Raw genomic sequence first — 17,260 nt, forward strand, 5'->3', positions numbered from 1 at the left:
TCCGCGCCTGCCAAACGGTCGGCGCCTGAGACGCCGACCTAAGTTACAATATGTAATGCTACGGACCGTAACATTCAGCACGCAGTCTCGCAAGCGGAGATTGAGAGACCGTGGTCAAGAAATCGGGAGCCGCCCGTCTGGCGTGACAGACGGGCGGCTGTGACAGTTCTAGAAATTCGGCCCAAGCGCGATCTTCGTGATCGTGCCGTTCCTGACGCCGATGCGCCATTCCGCCGAGCCGTTGGCGAACTGGGCGATGTAGATGTCGCTATCGAGCGCGGTGACGCCGCGGAACGAGACCGCACGTAGCGCGCCAAGCCGCGCCAGGATCGCCTGATCGAACGGAAGCTGCTGACGCGTGATATTGGCGACCTCGGTGGTCATGTGGTCGTAGTCCGGCTGACCTTTTCCGACGCCCTCGATGTAGCGCCGCAGCATCTCCTCGCCATTGGCGATCGGAACGGCGCGGCGCGCCGCGTGTCCCGGCCGCGAACCGACGGTCGAGGCCTCGACGTTGTGAAAGCGCGTCTGCCGGCCCGGAAGCAGGATCTCCAGGCATCGCCCCGACTTGTCGGCAATGACCCACGGGCTGTTCACCGTGGTCATATGGGCTGACGACATGTTGGTCCTAACGACGCTCTGCGTCCTGCGATTGCCGTCCGCATCGAGATTGAAGACCTGAATGTCGTCGCCCATCTCGTTGTAGACCATGATCCTGATCGGCGACGTGCCGGCGCGGCCGCGCACACTCGCCTCCTCCGAACAGGCAACGATGCCGCCAAGCTCGTCATTGCCGTCGGGACGGAAGATCACGTCAGCGACCTTGCCGTCGGGCTCGAGCAGCAGGCGGAATTCCGCTGTGCCGTTCTCGAATTTCGCACCATAGATGTCGTAGCCGCCAGGACCGACACCGCGGAAGAAGATCGATTCCACCGCACCGAGTGCCAGGAACGTCGCGTGCAGTTCGTCGAGCTGCAGATGGATCTTCGCAGCTAACGGCGCACTCATGCGATCGTAGTTGGGCGTGCCGCGGCGCATATCCTCGATCCCGCGCAGGATCGCTTCCTTGCCGCCGGCGGCCGGGACCTGCTCCCTGAAGCGATCCGGCACCTCGGCGATCCGGCGGGCGAAATCCGCTTCGATCGCCTTGGCCACGGAAGCGTCTATCCGCGGCGCGAGGCGGGCGCCGGAGACCGCGGTCTGGAGAAGGACGCGTGTCACCCTCGCCTGCTCGTCGCGCAGAAAGATCAGGAGATTGTCGCCCCGGATTGAGAATGCGTCAGCGCCTTCGGCGAGAACCGCGGATCGGCCCAGCACGGTTTCCTGCACCTGAAGGCCGTCGCCGTCGCGCCGTACCGTGAGTACGCGGTTCGGCGCGAGCCGGTACCAGCCGACATACTGATCGAGCGGCGCCGCATCGGAGGCCGATGTCGGCATCTCCGCAATGCGGACAGCGCGCACGTCACGGCCGTTCATATGCAGCATCAGTTCGGACGAGCGGCGTTCCGCATCGAGCGGGAACGTGATCTCGCCGAACGAGGCCGCGTAGGATGCAGTGCCGTCGCTGGCGACCGTCAGCCGCAGCTTGCGCTGCCCGGTGATCTGTCCGTACAGCTCATCGCCCTCGCGAAAGATCGCAAACACCGAGGCGGGGCCCATGGCGTAGAAATTGACGAATGGACGGTAGTGCTGAGCGGGCGCCGTTTCACCGAGATCTGCGGCGACGGGCGCGGGATCCGGCGTGCGGTAGGCGATCATGCCCGCCGATACGATCATGGCCGGCACGATCGCGGCCGCGATCCACAGCCGCTTGCGCCAGCCGACCGCCACCGGCAGCGCGGCCGCCGCGATGATGCGCTCTACGCGGGCGCGCACAGTCGAGGCCCGCGCCATCGCGAGCTCCACCGGCCGCGGCTTCACCGAGGTCGCGACGTCCAGCAGTATCTCCGCGTAGGACAGCCGGTCGTCGATCACCTCGATCGCCTGGGCGTCGCTGATGATCTCAGCGAGCTCGGCAAGGTGCGCGAGCTGCCACCACGAGAACGGGCTGAACCAGAACACCGCGCGGTTGATGGCGGCGAGCAGCAGGACGTAGAAATCGCGATTGGCGACATGCGCACCCTCATGTGCCAGCACCGCAAGCCGCTTCTTCGCATCCCAGCCGGCGAACTGCGGCGGCACGAGAATGGTCGACCCGAATGTGACCGGACCGCCGACGTCGCGGCTGATGCGCACGTCGGCACCGATCATCTGCGGGCCGCCCATCGGCTTCGCCGCGCGCGTAAGCCGCCAGGTCAAGAAAAGGCCGACGAACAGCCGCAACAGAAGCAGGCCGGCGACGCCGGCATAAACAATGGTTGCTACCAGCCACCGGTCGATCGACACGCCAGCCTTTGGCAGCGGCGCGGGGACAGCGCCGGGCGCGACCGGTAGCGGCGACTGCGGCGGCTGCGGCGTTTCCAGCATCGAGAAATCGGCGGACCAGAGTTCGTCCGGCACCGCCACGGGCAGCCGCGCGATGGTGAGCGTCGGCCAATGCATCACGAAGGGCATCGCCAGCGATGCCAGCAGCACGACGACCCACGCCGTCATGTGAACGTGCGGATTTCGCACGCGAAAGAGGTTGAGACCGAGCCAGACGACGCCTCCCAGCACAAAGGAGCGCAGCGCCGCCTCCGCCAGAGTTGCGATCATTCTTTCTTCACTCCCCTCGCCTTCTTCGCCTTGGCCACCTGGTCGGCCAGCGTGCGCAATTGCTGCTGGTCGAGCATCGCATTGTCCACCATGCCGACGAGGACTTCCTCGATCGAGCCGTTGCAGAACCAGTCGACGATGCGCTGCACGGCCTTGGCCGCCACGCGCGCGCGCGGCTCGGCGGCGTGATAGACGTAGGTACGTCCGTCCACGGTGTGCCGCGCGTAGCCCTTTTCCTCCAGCCGGCGCAGCACGGTGCGGACGGTGGACTCTTTCAGACGCCGCGACAGCCGCTCGCGCACGACCTCGGCCGTCACCGGACCGTGGGCCCAAACCAATTGCATGACCTCGCGCTCGAGGTCGCCCAGTTCGGGCAAACGATCGTCCATGGTGTCTGACCTTGCGGCTGGAAGTTTCTTGTAACGCTACAGACCGTCGCATATACGGGCACGCCGCGCAACGGCGATTCTACCAGAAATGGTGCCGCCGTGCTGACCTAACCGCCGTCCGCCCGGAGCCAGCGTGATCACGTATGCGAAATTTCAGGAGTTCGTCATGCCCGGGCTTGTCCCGGGCATCCACGTTCCTTGTACCGCGGAGCGACGCGGGGATGGCCGGGACATAGGCGAGCGGAAGCGACGCCGTCCTTCGGACGGCTATGCCCGGACATGACGATGTGGAAGCGTCGGCGCAACTGGGCAACCCGCGTCATATACGGTTGCTCTGGGTCAGGGGCCGAACGCTCAGTAATGCGGCTCGTACATCTGCGACTTGACCAGTCCCATCACGTCGTTGGGCGCGGGACCGTCCGCCAGCCCGCGCTGATAAGCCACTTGCGCAACGGCGGCAGCAATGCGCGCAGAGACCTCGCGGATGCGGGGCAGCGCAGGATAGAGGCTGCCCTGCGCGAGGTCCTCCTTGCCGACACAATCGGCGAGCGTATGGGCCGCCGCCATGAACATCTCGTCCGTCACCAGGCGTGACCGGCTCGCGATGACGCCGAGGCCGACGCCGGGGAAGATGTAGGAGTTGTTGCCCTGGCGCGGCACGAATGTCCGGCCGTTGAGCGTGACGGGATCATAGGGGCTGCCGCAGGCGAACAGCGCGCGGCCCTCGGTGTAGCGATAGGCATCCTCCGCCGAGCATTCGGCCTTCGAGGTCGGGTTGGAGAGCGCGAACACGATCGGATGATCGTTGAGCTCGGCCATCGCCTTCAGCACGTCGGGCGTGAAGGCGCCGCCGACCGCGGCAACGCCGATGATCGCCGTCGGTTTCAGCGTTTCGATCGCGGTGAGGAAGTCGGCAATCGGCGCCTGGTCGGTATGAGCATAGCGGAGTTTGTGACCGGACAGACCGGCGCGGCCGCTGACGACGAGGCCGCGAGAATCCACCAGCCAGTTGCGCCGGAGCGCTTCGGCCTCCGAGGCGCCCTCCGCCATCATGGCGGAAACGACGAGATCGGCAATCCCGGTCGCGGCCTCGCCCGCGCCCAGGAACAGGACCTTCTGATCCCTGAGCTTTCCGCCACTGACCCGCAGCGCCGAGAAAAGGCCGGCGAGCGCGACCGCCGCGGTGCCCTGGATGTCGTCGTTGAAGACACAGACCTCGTCGCGATATTTGTGCAGCAGCTTGAACGCCGAGTGATTGGCGAAATCCTCGAACTGGATCAGCACGCCCGGAAAGGTTTTCCGCGCGGCCTGCATGAACTCGTCGACGAAGCTGTCATAGGCCTCGCCCGTGAGGCGCCGCTCGCGCAGGCCGAGATAATAGGGATCGTTCAGCAGCTCTTCGTTGTTGGTGCCGACATCAAGCACGATCGGCAGGCACAGCTCGGGATGCACGCCGGCGCATGCCGAATAGAGCGAGAGCTTGCCGACCGGGATACCCATGCCATTGGCCCCGAGGTCGCCGAGGCCGAGGATGCGCTCACCGTCGGTCACGACGATGAGCCCGGCCGGATGGGGCCAGTTCTTCAGGATCTCGGCGATCTGGCCGCGATCGCGCGAGGAGATGAACATGCCGCGTGGCCGCTGGAAGATCAGGCCGTATTTCTGGCAGGCAAGCCCGACCGTCGGCGTGTAGATGATCGGCTGGATCTCGTCGATGTTGTCGCAGACGACGCGGAAGAACAGCGCCTCGTTACGGTCGTGCAGCGCGTTCAGCGCGACGTATTTTTCGAGATCGGTCGGCAGCGTGCGCAGATTGGTGAGAACGCGCTCTGCCTGCGTTTCCATCGCCAGCACGCAGGGCGGCAGCAGGCCGCGCAGGCCGAGGTCGGCGCGCTCCTGCTCGGTGAAGGCGGTGCCCTTGTTGAGCAAGGGATCGCGCAAGAGCGTCATGCCGTGCGGCGCGGTGGAAGATGATGTCGAGTGGGCACTGACCCGGTTAGGTCTATTCACGAATTTCCCCCAGGGAGTTTCTTATTGAACCGCAAACATTGTCGGCCAGCGCTCCCTGGAGATCAAGGATGTTGCTGGTCATGCATCGATTGTGATCTCGCACCGCAGCGAGGTCCTTGCGAAGACCGCAGGTTGCGTGCGACGAGAAAATCAACGCGGCAAGATTATTCCGGCTTGATGTCGGCGGCCTTCACGATTGGCCACCATTTTTCGGTCTCGGCTTTCTGGAAGACCGCCAGCGCGGCGGGCGACTGCTGCTCCAGTGGTGGAATCTCCTGCCCCAATTCGGCGAAGCGCTGCTTGACGGACGGATCGGCAAGCGCCACCACGATGGCCGCGTTGAATTTTGTGACGATATCTTTCGGCGTGTTCTTCGGTGCCCAGATGCCGTGCCAGTAGGAAATGTAGAGACCGGGCAAGCCCGCCTCATCGACGGTCGGGATGTCAGGCGCGGACGCAAGCCGCGTCGGCGAGGTCACCGCAAACGCCTTGATCGCACCGTTCTTGTACTGCGGCAGCGAGTTCGACGCCTGGTCGAACATGACGTCGATCTGCCCGGCCACGAGATCGATCATCGCGGGCCCCGCCCCGCGATAAGGCACGAACTGGAAGTCGGTGCCGGTCTTCTCCTTGAAGAAGACGCCGGCAACGTGCGCCCCAGTGCCGGCGCCCGCGGTCCCGGCGGTGGCCTTGCCGGGGTTCTCCTTCAGCCAGGCGATCAGCTCCTTCAGATTGTCGGCCTTGAGCGTCTTCCTGCCGACGATGAGCTGCGTTCCCAGCGCGATCATCGCGACCGGCTCGAAATCGGTGACCACGTCGTAGGGCAGCTTGAAGATAGCGCCGTTCAGCACATGCGTGCCCCAATGGCCGATCGTGATCGTCGTGCCGTCCGGGGCCGCCCGCGCGACGCGGGCCCCCGCGATGCTGCCGGAGGCGCCCGCCACGTTCTCGACCACGATCGTCGTGTGCAATTCGGCCGCGATCCGTTCGGACAGGATCCGTGCCAGCGTGTCGGTCGGCCCTCCCGCTGCGAACGGGACCATCAGGGTGATGGGGCGCGACGGAAACGGCTGGGCGCTGGCTGGCGTGGCCCACGACGCGCAGCCGACCAGCGCACAAACGACGATCACATAGCCGCGCAAGCCGGCCCACAGCCCCCACATCATTCTCTCCCCGCCCTCTTTGCCGCCCGCATATCGTCAGCGAACTGGAGCCAGAGTGAACGCTGCCGGGTCGGCCGAGGCAAGCAGGAAATTTTAGCGAGCGGCTATCCGGCTGCGCGACGCGGCGTCAGATTCGTGGACGCATCGGCGGGCGGAGCGATCTGCATCAAAATGGTCTGGACGGGGGATGCGATCTCGATCCCGGCCTGCTGGAAGCGCAGCTTCATGCGGCGGTTGAATTCGCGCTGCACCGGCCAGCGGCCCGAATCCGTGCAGCGGATCTGGCCGACGATCGAGACCATCGCACCATCGACCTTGTCGATACCCCAGAGATCGAGGTCGCCGCGGATCGCCGCGCGGAATTCCGGCTCGCGGCGCATCTCGTCGACGATCTCCTTGAGGATCTGCCCGGCGCGGTCGGTGTCTTCCTTGAAGGCGACGTTGACGCTGACCGACGCATTGCCGGCGCCACGGCTGGAATTGGTGATGGTGGTCACGGCGCTGAACGGCACGATGTGCACGGCACCGTCGCCGGCGCGGAGGCGAATGGTGCGGATCGAGACGTTCTCGACCACGCCAGTCAGACCCGACACGCTGACGGTGTCGCCGACCTGGACCGTGTTCTCCAGCAGCAGGAACAGGCCGGTGATGAGGTCCTGCACCAGCTTCTGCGAGCCGAAGCCGATGGCGATGCCGACGATGCCGGCGCCGGCAAGCAATGGCGCGACATTGACGCCGATCTCGCTGAGCGCGGTGAGACCAACGACGGTGGCAATCACGCACAACAGCACCGTCCGCAGCATCGGCTGGAAGGTGCGCAGGCGCGCGGCGCGGGCATAGTGTCCGTCCCGCGACAGCACGTTGATCTGGCGGTCCATCAGCGCGTTGCTGGCCTCCCAGATCGCGGCGGCAATGACGGTGGCGATGCCGATCGTCACCACGGCCGAGATCAAGCGGCTGCCTATCTGGCCGCCATAGAACCAGACGATGGCATCGACGCCCCAGACCTCGAGCATGGCCACGAAACCGATGAAGGCAATGACGGTCGAGACGATCCGGCGTAGCAGCGGCAGATAGCGGTTCGCGCGGACCTCCAGCCCGGGGAAGCGCTGGAGGATCTCCGGATTGATGCGGAAGCCGCGGTCGATCAGGCTGAGCGTCACCATGATGATGACGCGCGTGATCAGTGCAACCGCGATGGTGCCGACGAAATACTGCAGCAGCAGCGAATAGCCGTTCTGGATGTTGAGTGCCCAGACCGCCCACAGCGCGAGGTCGAGCGCGATCGCGAGATAGTGCCAGCCGCCCGCGATGCGGTTGCGTAAGCGCGCCGCGATCCCCTGCCGGCCCGCGGGCGCGCGAATGGCTTCCGCGACCTGGCGACGGCATTGCAGGATGATGACGACGATGAAGAGATGCACGATCAGCATCACCATGCGCAGCAAGGCCGCGTAGCCCGCGCGATGCAGGCCGAGCAGCAGCGCCACGTTGGCGAAGGCGATTCCCGACACGCCGACGCCGACGATGCGGCGTGCCCAGATCTCGATATAGGCCGCGGTTTCGGCGCGAACCGGAAACAGGCCGAACGGCCCCGCCAGGGCGCGGACGACACAGATGAGCCCGCGCGAGAACGCGTAGGCATTGACGACCGCGAGGATCACGAGACGGACGGTAATGGGCTCGCCGATCTCCGTTCCCAACAGCGCCGTGGCGATGCCGACGAAGATGCACACCGGGAGCAGCTCGAGGGCCAGGCGCCCGAGCACGAAGGGCAGCCGCAAGAAGAGCTGCCAGGCCCGCGCCAGGCTGACGCGTCGCCGGTGCAGTTCGGGCTCGGCGGCCACGTCCGCCGCGGACGATGGCGGATCGGCGATGGGCAGCGCCTGCGCCGGAAGACGCGCGGTCTGCGGCACGCGCGATTCCAGGAATGCGACGGGACGCCTGATCAGCCGGAAGATCACCCACTCGGCGCAGAAGGCGCAGCCGAACACCAGCGTCAGCTTCCAGGCGATTTCGATCAGAAGATTATAGGCGGCAGGATCATTCGCCGTGCGCAGGAACCAGTAGTAGAAGGCGGGAAAATGCGTGAGCGTTCGCGCCATCTCGGCAACCTGGCGTGAAATATCGCCGATCTCCTCAGACACGGTCAGCAGCAGCTGCGCGCCGAGACCATCGGCCGACAGCGGAATCGGCGATTTCTGTTCGGGCGCTGGCGGCGCAGATTGCGGCTGACTCGATGTGGCGGCGATCGCGCGCAGCGTATCGATCATCCGGGCGCGCTTCTGATCGTCCTGCAAGGTCTCCAGTGCACGCTTCGCCTCGTCCGGCGACAGCGCGACTGTCCCGTTGGTTTTCGGCGCAGGTGGCTCGGCACGGGCAGTGGAGAGAGCCGAGATCGTGAGGAAGAGAACGGCAAGGAGCGCCGGGACGAGCTTATGCGACACGAGGATTCCCTGGAAAAATAGCTGCGCCGACGGAGTCAGGACCCGTCACCGCTGGTTGCGCATGCGTCATGTCGGATTGTGTTATTCGCCCCGATCCTGTGTCGGAAGTTTGCCAAGGAGACGACTTTCTCTTGGCATTTGCCGCAATGCAGGAAGGGCGGCGGCGTCATGCGCACGGAAGCGCAAAACTACTCCCGTCATCCCAAGCTCGGCCCGGGATGACGGCGAGGAGGAGAAGAGAGAAAGCAGGATGTTACGGCATTTCGCCGGCGACGTCGTCACAGTCGCCCAAAATACACCGCCGGGAAGGTAAGGGGCTTTGCCTCACTGATGCAGCCCGCTTAAACCTTGTCCCGGCGTGTCGTTCGCGGATTTGAGCCGCTATGCGATAGTCCGAACGAGCTCCATCGCAATTAACGCGGCTGGATTTGCGGAGGTGGCGTCATAGACCTCCCCTTGCTCTTGAGGTTGGACATTGCGCGTCGCTGTTTTGCGACCCTCGGTATGCTCCTCCTGCGACACAAAACTGTCAAGCGAGATCAAAGGGGTAGCGATCACATTTGCAGGCGCTTGTTCCGCAACGGTGACGTTCCGATGGCTGTTCCGCGACATGATGCAGCGGAATAAAATCTTCTCGCCAGCGTCTGTGTCGACGAGGACATCCGCCTCTTCCGCACTCCCTCATTTTCAGAAAGCAAAAGATGAAGATATCGATTTTCCTCACCGTGCTCGCCGCGCTCGCTATCGGAGTTGGATCGGCCGCCGCGCAAAACCCGCCGCAGACCTCGACCAAAAAGGTCGACGGCACCGAGAACGTCTACATCTTCCGCTACGGCGGCCATCAGTCGATGTTCGTGGTGACGCCGCAGGGCGTGATCGCGACCGACCCGATCTCGTATTTACGTCCGGCAAAGCCCTATATCGACGCCATCAAGGCGGTCACGGACAAGCCGATCAAATACGTCATCTACAGCCACCACCACTATGATCACATCGCCGGCGGCCAGCCGTTCAAGGACCTCGGCGCCACCTTCATCGCCCATCGCCGCACCAAGGAGCGCCTGCTCGAGCTGAAGAAGCAGAACGCGCTCCTGGCTGACGTCGTGATGCCGGACCAGGTGGTCGACGACAAGAAGACCATCACGCTCGGCGGCACCTCGCTGGAGCTGAACTATGTCGGCCGCAACCATTCCGACAATTCGCTGGTGATGCGGCTGCCAAAAGAGAAGCTCGTCTTCGTCGTGGACTTCGCGCCAATCGAGTCCGTGCAGTTCCGCAACATCCCGGACAACGCCTCGCCGTTGGAATATATCGCCTCGCTTAGGAGGCTCGCCTCGCTCGACTGGAAGCGGATGATCCCGGGTCACCCCTATGCCGGCGGCCGCCTCGGCACCAAGAAGGACGTCGAGGACGACATCGCCTACATGGAGGACCTGTCGGCGGAGGTGAAGATGGCGGCCGATGCCGGCAAGTGTTTCGACACGGCAATGAAGGAAGTGAAACTGCCGAAATACGAGAAGTGGGCGAACTACGAGGCCAGCCTTCCCGCCAATGTGGAACGCTTCTGCTACTGGTGGGGCCGCGGCTATTGAGGGGGCTTCAACCTCTCCCTTCTGTTGCGGGGAGAGGCTTGCGCGAAATAGGGGTTTGCCAGGCAGGTCGCCGGGCGCCCCAACGCACTCGCCTTGCACTGGGCGAACGAGGGAAAAATGCAATCCATCCGCTCGCCCTCCAGTTCGCCGAAGACGCGCAGGCAGACCGGCGCGTTGCCTGCATAGGTCTGGGCGCGCGCGGGACCTGCGATCAGAAGCGCGGCGAGCACGGGAATGGCGAGGGTGAGCCTGAACACGACAGCCTCCTATCAGAGGAACATCTCGGTCAGATCGACAGTAGAACAATTACCGATCCGGTCAAAGTTCCGCGCGAGCCAGCTTCGCGTGGCCTCGCGCCCCTCGTCACGCAGTCGGCATAGCAGGCTCCAATCAGGATGGAACTGCGTGGCAGTGCCGAGCTGCGACATCAACTGGTCGTTGCCGATCCAGTGCATGAACATGCGGCTGTGACTGTTGCTGTCGAGCTCGCCGTTGTCGATCAGCCGGGTGGCGAAGGCGATCGCGCGCATCTCGCGCATCAATGACGAATTGAAGCTGATCTCGTTGATGCGGTGGAGGACGTCGGCGGCGCTCGCCGGCAGTTCGTCGCGCCGGATCGCTGTGACCTGCACGATGATGACGTCGTGGCTGCCCTTGCGATAGATCAGCGGAAAGATAGCGGGATTGCCGAGATAGCCGCCGTCCCAATAGTGCTCGCCGTCGATCTCGACCGCCTGGAAGTAAGGCGGCAGGCAAGCCGAGGCGAGCACGGTTTCCGCGCTGAGCAGCGGCGTCTGGAACACCTTGATCTTGCCGGTGCGGACATTGGTCGCGTTGAGAAAGAGCTGCGGGGCCTCCGGCGACGAATTGAGCCGGTCGAAATCGACCACGCGCTCCAGCAGGGACCGGAGCGGGTTGAAGTGGAACGGGTTGAGCACGTCCGGCGGCATCGTGTGCGTCAGGGTGTGGATGAAGGCATGGACCGGGTGATATTCCGGCGGCAGCTTCAAGGCCTGGATCCACTGATTGAGCGGCGAGAACAGGTCATAGGCCAGATCCATCCGCGAGACCTCGTACCATAACGCGTGCAGGTTCTGCCGCGCGGCTTCCGCTCCGCCGATGGCCATGCCGGAGGCCAGCGCCACCGCATTCATCGCGCCGGCGCTGGTGGCGCTGATCGCCTCGATCGCGAGCCTGCCGTCCTCGAGCACCTGGTCCAGCACGCCCCAGACAAAAGCGCCGTGCGCGCCGCCGCCCTGGAGCGCGAAGTTGACGTTCTTCTGGTTCCCGGTCCCACAGGCGGTCACTTTGCGCGCTTCCTGCCTCCGTTCCCTTCGCTCTCCAGCGCTTTCCGTACCTCGGCGAACTCGCGCAGCGAGGTGTTGTCGGCGCGCGGAAAACGCAGGTCGAGCTTTTCGAGCGCGGCGACGATCACCGAGCCGATGACGACCCGCGCGAACCATTTGTGGTCGGCCGGTACGACATACCAGGGCGCATGAGGCGTTGCCGTGTGCCGGACGATATCCTGGTACACCGCCTGATATCGCGACCACAGCGCACGCTCGCTGATATCGTCCATGGAGAACTTCCACTGCTTGGCCGGATCCTCCAGCCGGTCGAGAAAGCGCTCGCGCTGCTCCTCCTTGGAGAGATTGAGAAAGAACTTCAGCACCACCGTGCCGTTGCGCGTCAGGTAGCGCTCGAAGGCGGAGATGTCCTCGAACCGCTCCCTCCAGATATTCCTGGTCACGAGCTTTGGCGGCAGCTTCTCCTTGGCGAGGATCTCCGGATGCACGCGCGTCACCAGGCACTCCTCGTAATGAGAGCGGTTGAAGATGCCGATGCGGCCGCGCTCCGGCAGTGCGAGCACATGACGCCAGAGAAAATCGTGGTCGAGCTCCTTGCTGCTCGGCTGCTTGAAGGCATGGACCTCGCAGCCCTGCGGGTTGATGCCCTCGAAGATCGCCTTGATCGCGGAGTCCTTGCCGCCCGCGTCCATGCCCTGGAGCACGATCAGGAGCGACCAGCGATCCTGGGCGTAGAGCTGCTCCTGGAACGCGATAAGGCGCTTCTTGTTGGCCTCGAGGATCTCCTGCCCCTGCTCCTTGTCGAGGCCGCCCATTTCGTTGGTCTTGTGCGCCTTGAGGCGAAACTTGCCGGACCCGTCGTAGCGGAAGGGCGTGATGTATTGGTCGAGTTGTTCGGCGAGCGATTTTGACGGCTTCTTGCTCATGAGCTCGAGGATACCTTGCGTTGCGGCTTCAATCGGTCGAGCACGCTACCAAGGATGCCTTTGGGAAGGAATATGATGAAAAGGACGAGCAGCACGCCGTAGACGAGGTTATCCCAGCCGACCGCCTTGGTGCCGAAGCCGATGCGCAGGGTCTCCGCAAGCAGGATGGTGATAATGGCGCCGACGGTCGGGCCGAGCGAGACGAAGAGACCGCCGACGATCGCCGCGAACACCATCTGGAGCGATACGGCGATGCCGCTGACCGTGTCGGGCGTGATGAACATCTGGTACTGGCAGTAGATCGCGCCGGCGAGCGCCGTCATCAGCGCGCTGATCAGCGTGATCTTGAGCTTCTCGGCGGTGACGTCGACGCCTGCAGCCGCCGCGGCGTCCTCATCCTCCGAGATCGCCTCGAGCGCGCAGCGGCTCATGCTGCGGTCGATCCAGTGCCAGACCACGAGGCCCGCGAGCCAGACCGCGAGCGCGATCAGATACCAGGCCGTCTTGTCGTCGAACTGCAGCGCCAGCAGTTTGTTGGCAGAAGCGCGATTCGGCGTATAGCCGAGCGAGCCACCGGTGTAGTCGCGCGTTGCCGTGATGACCTGGAGCACGATGCCGGAGAGCGCGAGCGTCACCAGCACGAAATAATGCCCGGTGATGCGGAAGCGGAAGCAGGGATAACCGACGACAAGCGCCAGCGCGCCTGCCGCGACCATGCTGACGGGAATGCCGATCCACGGCGACAGGCCGAGATGATTCCAGAGCAGCGCCGTGACATAGGCGCCGATCCCCATGAAGCCGCCGTGCCCCAGCGAGACGAGGCCGAACCGCCCCATCATCGACCAGGAGGTGTAGGCGAACGACCAGATCAGGATCAGCACCAGGATGTGCAGATGGTAGGGATCGCGATAGACGAAGGGCAGCGCTATCAGCGCCGCTAATCCAACGGCCCACGCTGCAAGCCGGCCCCGCCTCGTCATCGGCGCCTCGCAAGCAGGCCCGCGGGCCGGATGAACATCATGACGATGAAGAACGCGAAGGCAAGCACATAGCCCCATTCGAGATCGGAGAACAGGCCACCGAGCGAGATGATCTCGGCGAATACGAAGGCGGCAATGAAGCCGCCGATGAAATTGCCGAGCCCGCCGAGCACGCAGATCAGGAAGGTGATCGGCCCGAATGACAGGCCGACGAAGGGATGTACGTCGTATTGCAGCACCAGAAGGCACGCGGCGAGCCCGGCGAGCGCACCGCCCAGCGCAGAGGTAATGATATAGATCCGCTTCGTGTCGACACCCATCAGCGCCATGATCTGGCGGTCCTGGGAAATGGCGCGGATCGCGGTGCCGGTAAAGGTGCGCGTCATGAACAGATAGACCGCGACCATGCCGACCAGCGCAGCCACGAACGAGAGCAGTCGTGCGTAGCTGAAATTCATGTCACCGAAGGCCAGCACCGGCAGGCGGATGCCGAGATTGCGGAAGTCGATGCCGAAGGCGACGGTGGCAAAGCTCTGGAGCACGAACAGCACCCCGCCGGTCGCGAGCAACTGGTTGATCGGCGGTGCGGTGAGCAGCGGCGCGATCACGAGGTAGTGCAGCAGGGCGCCGAGGATCGCGACCAGCAGGATGGTGAACGGCGCGGCGATGAAATAGCTGATGCCGTAATACTGTACCATGAAATACATCGCATACATGCCGATCATCACGAGCTCGGCATAGCAGATCCAGGTCACGTCGATGACGCCGAATATCAGGTTCAGCCCGAGCGCAAGCAGCGCCAGCACGCCACCGAGCAGGATGCCGTTGATTACCGCCTCCAGCAGGTAGATGTCGAAGATGTCCAGAAATGCCTGCATGCGCTCTGCCCGTCCTCACACCCCGAGATAAGCTTCCTTGACCGTGTCGCTCGCCAGCATCTCGGCCGAGGTGCCCGAGCTGCGGATCGTGCCGGCCTCGATCAGATAGGCGCGGTCGACCACGCGCAGCACCTGCTGCACGTTCTGCTCGACGATCAGCACGGTCAGGCCGCTCGCGCGGATGCGCTTCACGAGTTGGAACACCTGCTGCACCACGACCGGCGCGAGCCCCGCTGAAGGCTCGTCGAGCAGCAGCAGTTTTGGATTCGACATCAGCGCGCGGCCGATCGCGCACATCTGCTGCTCGCCGCCGGACATGGTGCCGGCCATCTGGTGGCGGCGCTCCTTCAGGCGCGGAAACAGCTCGAAGACGATATCGAGCCGCTCCGCATATTTTCCGCGCGCCTCCTTCATGAAGGCGCCCATCTTGAGATTGTCGTCGACCGAAAGCCGCGGAAACAGCCGACGGTTCTCCGGCACATGGGCGATACCGAGGCTGACGATGCGGTGCGCCGGCGTCGCCACGACGTCGACGCGTTCCATCCTGATCGATCCGCGCAGGGGGCGGATCAGGCCCGAGATCACGCGCATCAGGGTGGTCTTGCCAGCGCCGTTCGGTCCGATGACGCCGACCGCCTCGCCGGCCTTCACGTCGAGATTGACGTCGAACAGCGCCTGGAAGCTGCCATAGCCGGCATCGACGGAACGAAGTTCCAGCATGGCGCTACACTCCGGCCCGGCGGCGCGCTTCGGCGGCCGCGGCCTGTATTGTCTCGGCGTCGGTGCCGAGATAGACCTCGATCACGCGCGGATCGCTCGCAACCGCGCTCGGCAGCCCTTCAGAGATCTTCTCGCCATGATCGAGCACCATCACGCGGTCGACCACGCGCATCAGGACGCCCATGATGTGCTCGACCCAGATGATGGTGATGCCGAGTTCGTCGCGAATCTTTCGCAGCATGTCGGCCGCCTGGTCCATCTCGGTCTCGTCGAGGCCGCCGAGGCTCTCGTCGGCGAGCAGCAATTTTGGCGCGGTCGCAAGCGCCTTCGCAAGTTCGAGCTTCTTCAAGCCGGCCGCGCCTAAGCCGTCGACGGGCGCATGCCGATCGGTCGGCAGGCCGACCATCGCGAGCGCGCGCTCGGCCGCCTCCTCGGCCTTGACGCGGCTGTGGCGGCCCTGGCCGTAGAAGCCGGCGAGCGCGACGTTCTCGAAGATGGTCAGGCGGCGAAACGGCCGCGGGATCTGGAAGGTGCGACCGATGCCGCGGTTGATGATCCGATGCGGGGCAAGGCCTGCGATCTCGTGCCCGGCGAACACAATGGATCCAGCGGTTGGAGGAAGCGTGCCGGAGAGCATGTTGAAGATCGTGCTCTTGCCCGAGCCGTTGGGCCCGATCAGGCCGAGGATCTCGCCCTGATCGACCCTGAACGACACGTTGTTGACGGCCTTGAAGCCGCCGAACCGCTTCACCAGCCCGCTGACCTCCAGCACCGCCGCTCTCCGCCGCTACTGGTTGCTGTAGGTGGTGCCCTTCGGCAGCGGCAGCACCGCCTCGCGCTGCGCCTGGCTCTTGGGCCACACCACATAGGACTTGTCGTCGAGATACTGGATGACGACGGGGAACGAGCGCTCGTTCTGGCCCGCCATCGGCGTCCCCTCGCCGTAGAACTTGACGCCGAAGCCGAGCATCGTGCCACCTTCCGGGATGTCGGTGTCGAGCGCCGCCTTGCGCAGCGCGTCGGGATCGACGCCGCCATACTTCTTGATCGCGCGCGGCAGCACGTCGTTCATGAACACGTAGGTGTTGGAGGCGCCGATGCCGACATGGGCCGAGCGGATGGCGACGCCAGGCTTGATCTTGTCGAATTCCTCGCCGACCATCTTGATGACGGGCGCGAGCTTCGGATCCATGGTCTTCTGGTTGGCGAGCCAGATCGAGATCGGATCGGCGTTGAAGATGTAGGTGGCGTCCGCACCGAGGCCTTCCTTCAGCTTCTCATAAACGCCGTAGCCCGCGCCATGGCCCATCAGCGCTCCGAACTTCAATCCCTGCTCGCGGGCCTGGCGCAAGAGCAGCGTGATGTCGGGATTGTAGCCGGTGTGGAAGATCACGTCGGGCCTGGCGCGCTTCAGCTTGGTCACCAGTGCGGACAGGTCCGGCGCGGTCGCCGAATAGCCTTCCTTCAGCACGACATTGAAGCCGGCCTTCTTGGCGCCTGCCTCGTTGCCCTTGGAGACGTCGACGCCATAGGCGCCGTCCTCGTGGATGATGGCGACGCGCAGGTCCTTCGGCTCCTTGCCGAACTTCTCCCTGGCGTTCTGCGCGATGAAGTCCATCGTCATCATGCCGAACTGGTCGCCGCTCGCCTGCGGGCGGAACACGTATTTGTAATTCTTGTCGTTGAACACGGCCGACGAGATGCATGTCGTCATCCACATGAACTTCTTCAGCTGCTCGACACGGGCGGCCACCGGCACGCATTGCGCCGAGGAGAAGAAGCCGAGCACCATGTCGACCTTCTCCTGCTCGAGCAGGCGGACGGATTCGTTGATGGCGACGTCTGGCTTGCTCTGCGCGTCGGCATAGACCGCCTCGACCTTGTAGCCCTCGACGCCGGTCTTGCTGTACTGGTCGAGGATGATCTTGGTGCCGATATATTCGAGCTCCGACCCGCCGCCCGCGAGCGGCCCGGTCAGGTCGAAAATCACGCCGATCTTGATCTTTTTCTCCTGGGCCTGGGCGGACATCGCCAAGCCCGTCGCCGCAACCGCGATCAACAGCCCACGTACCAAGCGGGCAGCCATGCGCACGCGCATCTAAACCTCCCTGGACGATTGTGCATTGCAGTCTTTTTTGCTTTTGCTTTTTCGCCCAT

Annotated in this window: 13 protein-coding genes and 1 pseudogene; 1 reads left to right on the forward strand and 13 read right to left on the reverse strand. The window is 64.2% G+C overall.

The window, feature by feature from the left end; all coding sequences use genetic code 11:
- Window positions 1-168: 168 nt before the first annotated feature.
- From AYJ54_RS30600 to AYJ54_RS30620, 5 genes are all read right to left on the reverse strand, one after another.
- Window positions 169-2,694 carry a M56 family metallopeptidase gene (locus AYJ54_RS30600; protein WP_063704956.1) on the reverse strand — a complete coding sequence of 842 codons (2,526 nt, stop codon included), beginning with the start codon at window positions 2,692-2,694 and terminating at the stop codon, window positions 169-171.
- Window positions 2,691-3,083: a BlaI/MecI/CopY family transcriptional regulator gene (locus tag AYJ54_RS30605; protein ID WP_063704958.1), complete on the reverse strand. Its 393-nt coding sequence runs from the start codon at window positions 3,081-3,083 to the stop codon at window positions 2,691-2,693. The genes AYJ54_RS30600 and AYJ54_RS30605 overlap by 4 nt, the downstream gene beginning before the upstream one ends.
- Before the next feature lie 354 nt (window positions 3,084-3,437).
- Window positions 3,438-5,093: an NAD-dependent malic enzyme gene (locus tag AYJ54_RS30610; RefSeq protein ID WP_082905915.1), complete on the reverse strand. Its 1,656-nt coding sequence runs from the start codon at window positions 5,091-5,093 to the stop codon at window positions 3,438-3,440.
- A gap of 164 nt (window positions 5,094-5,257) precedes the next feature.
- Window positions 5,258-6,256, reverse strand: a complete 999-nt coding sequence (locus AYJ54_RS30615) for a tripartite tricarboxylate transporter substrate-binding protein (protein ID WP_063705067.1) — start codon at window positions 6,254-6,256, stop codon at window positions 5,258-5,260.
- 104 nt (window positions 6,257-6,360) lie between these two features.
- Window positions 6,361-8,700, reverse strand: coding sequence for a mechanosensitive ion channel domain-containing protein (locus AYJ54_RS30620; protein ID WP_063704962.1), 2,340 nt, complete (start codon window positions 8,698-8,700; stop codon window positions 6,361-6,363).
- A gap of 701 nt (window positions 8,701-9,401) precedes the next feature.
- On the opposite strand from AYJ54_RS30620, the gene AYJ54_RS30630 reads away from it, so the two are divergent.
- Window positions 9,402-10,292, forward strand: coding sequence for an MBL fold metallo-hydrolase (locus tag AYJ54_RS30630; protein ID WP_063704966.1), 891 nt, complete (start codon window positions 9,402-9,404; stop codon window positions 10,290-10,292).
- Here the strand turns inward: AYJ54_RS30630 and AYJ54_RS30635 are convergent.
- The 8 genes and pseudogenes from AYJ54_RS30635 to AYJ54_RS30670 form a co-directional block, all read right to left on the reverse strand.
- Window positions 10,286-10,549: a DUF3551 domain-containing protein gene (locus AYJ54_RS30635; RefSeq protein WP_063704968.1), complete on the reverse strand. Its 264-nt coding sequence runs from the start codon at window positions 10,547-10,549 to the stop codon at window positions 10,286-10,288. The genes AYJ54_RS30630 and AYJ54_RS30635 overlap by 7 nt on opposite strands.
- A 12-nt stretch (window positions 10,550-10,561) precedes the next feature.
- The gene (locus tag AYJ54_RS30640) at window positions 10,562-11,599 is read right to left on the reverse strand and encodes a patatin-like phospholipase family protein (protein WP_063704970.1); all 1,038 of its coding nucleotides are present in this window, start codon (window positions 11,597-11,599) and stop codon (window positions 10,562-10,564) included.
- Entirely contained in the window at window positions 11,596-12,525 is a 930-nt protein-coding gene (locus AYJ54_RS30645; protein WP_063704971.1) for a polyphosphate kinase 2 family protein, read from the reverse strand. The genes AYJ54_RS30640 and AYJ54_RS30645 overlap by 4 nt, the downstream gene beginning before the upstream one ends.
- Window positions 12,488-13,505: pseudogene (locus AYJ54_RS30650) on the reverse strand (branched-chain amino acid ABC transporter permease); the annotation flags it as partial. The pseudogene AYJ54_RS30650 and the gene AYJ54_RS30645, both read right to left, overlap by 38 nt.
- Complete coding sequence (locus AYJ54_RS30655; RefSeq protein ID WP_063704975.1) at window positions 13,502-14,383, reverse strand: branched-chain amino acid ABC transporter permease; 882 nt, start codon at window positions 14,381-14,383, stop codon at window positions 13,502-13,504. The pseudogene AYJ54_RS30650 and the gene AYJ54_RS30655, both read right to left, overlap by 4 nt.
- A 15-nt stretch (window positions 14,384-14,398) precedes the next feature.
- Complete coding sequence (locus AYJ54_RS30660) at window positions 14,399-15,103, reverse strand: ABC transporter ATP-binding protein (RefSeq protein ID WP_063704976.1); 705 nt, start codon at window positions 15,101-15,103, stop codon at window positions 14,399-14,401.
- A gap of 4 nt (window positions 15,104-15,107) precedes the next feature.
- Complete coding sequence (locus AYJ54_RS30665; RefSeq protein ID WP_063704978.1) at window positions 15,108-15,875, reverse strand: ABC transporter ATP-binding protein; 768 nt, start codon at window positions 15,873-15,875, stop codon at window positions 15,108-15,110.
- A gap of 15 nt (window positions 15,876-15,890) precedes the next feature.
- Window positions 15,891-17,201 (reverse strand): ABC transporter substrate-binding protein, encoded by a 1,311-nt coding sequence (locus AYJ54_RS30670; RefSeq protein WP_063704980.1) that lies wholly within the window; start codon window positions 17,199-17,201, stop codon window positions 15,891-15,893.
- Window positions 17,202-17,260 lie beyond the last annotated feature (59 nt).

The organism is Bradyrhizobium centrolobii (assembly GCF_001641635.1).
In the GTDB taxonomy this organism is placed as follows: Bacteria; Pseudomonadota; Alphaproteobacteria; order Rhizobiales; family Xanthobacteraceae; genus Bradyrhizobium; species Bradyrhizobium centrolobii.

Coding starts and splice junctions, on each gene's coding strand:
- AYJ54_RS30600 (WP_063704956.1), bottom strand. CDS start 2,694: ATGATCGCAACTCTGGCGGAGGCGGCGCTGCGCTCCTTTGTGCTGGGA.
- AYJ54_RS30605 (WP_063704958.1), bottom strand. CDS start 3,083: ATGGACGATCGTTTGCCCGAACTGGGCGACCTCGAGCGCGAGGTCATG.
- AYJ54_RS30615 (WP_063705067.1), bottom strand. CDS start 6,256: ATGTGGGGGCTGTGGGCCGGCTTGCGCGGCTATGTGATCGTCGTTTGT.
- AYJ54_RS30630 (WP_063704966.1), top strand. CDS start 9,402: ATGAAGATATCGATTTTCCTCACCGTGCTCGCCGCGCTCGCTATCGGA.
- AYJ54_RS30645 (WP_063704971.1), bottom strand. CDS start 12,525: ATGAGCAAGAAGCCGTCAAAATCGCTCGCCGAACAACTCGACCAATAC.
- AYJ54_RS30655 (WP_063704975.1), bottom strand. CDS start 14,383: ATGCAGGCATTTCTGGACATCTTCGACATCTACCTGCTGGAGGCGGTA.
- AYJ54_RS30660 (WP_063704976.1), bottom strand. CDS start 15,103: ATGCTGGAACTTCGTTCCGTCGATGCCGGCTATGGCAGCTTCCAGGCG.
- AYJ54_RS30670 (WP_063704980.1), bottom strand. CDS start 17,201: ATGCGCGTGCGCATGGCTGCCCGCTTGGTACGTGGGCTGTTGATCGCG.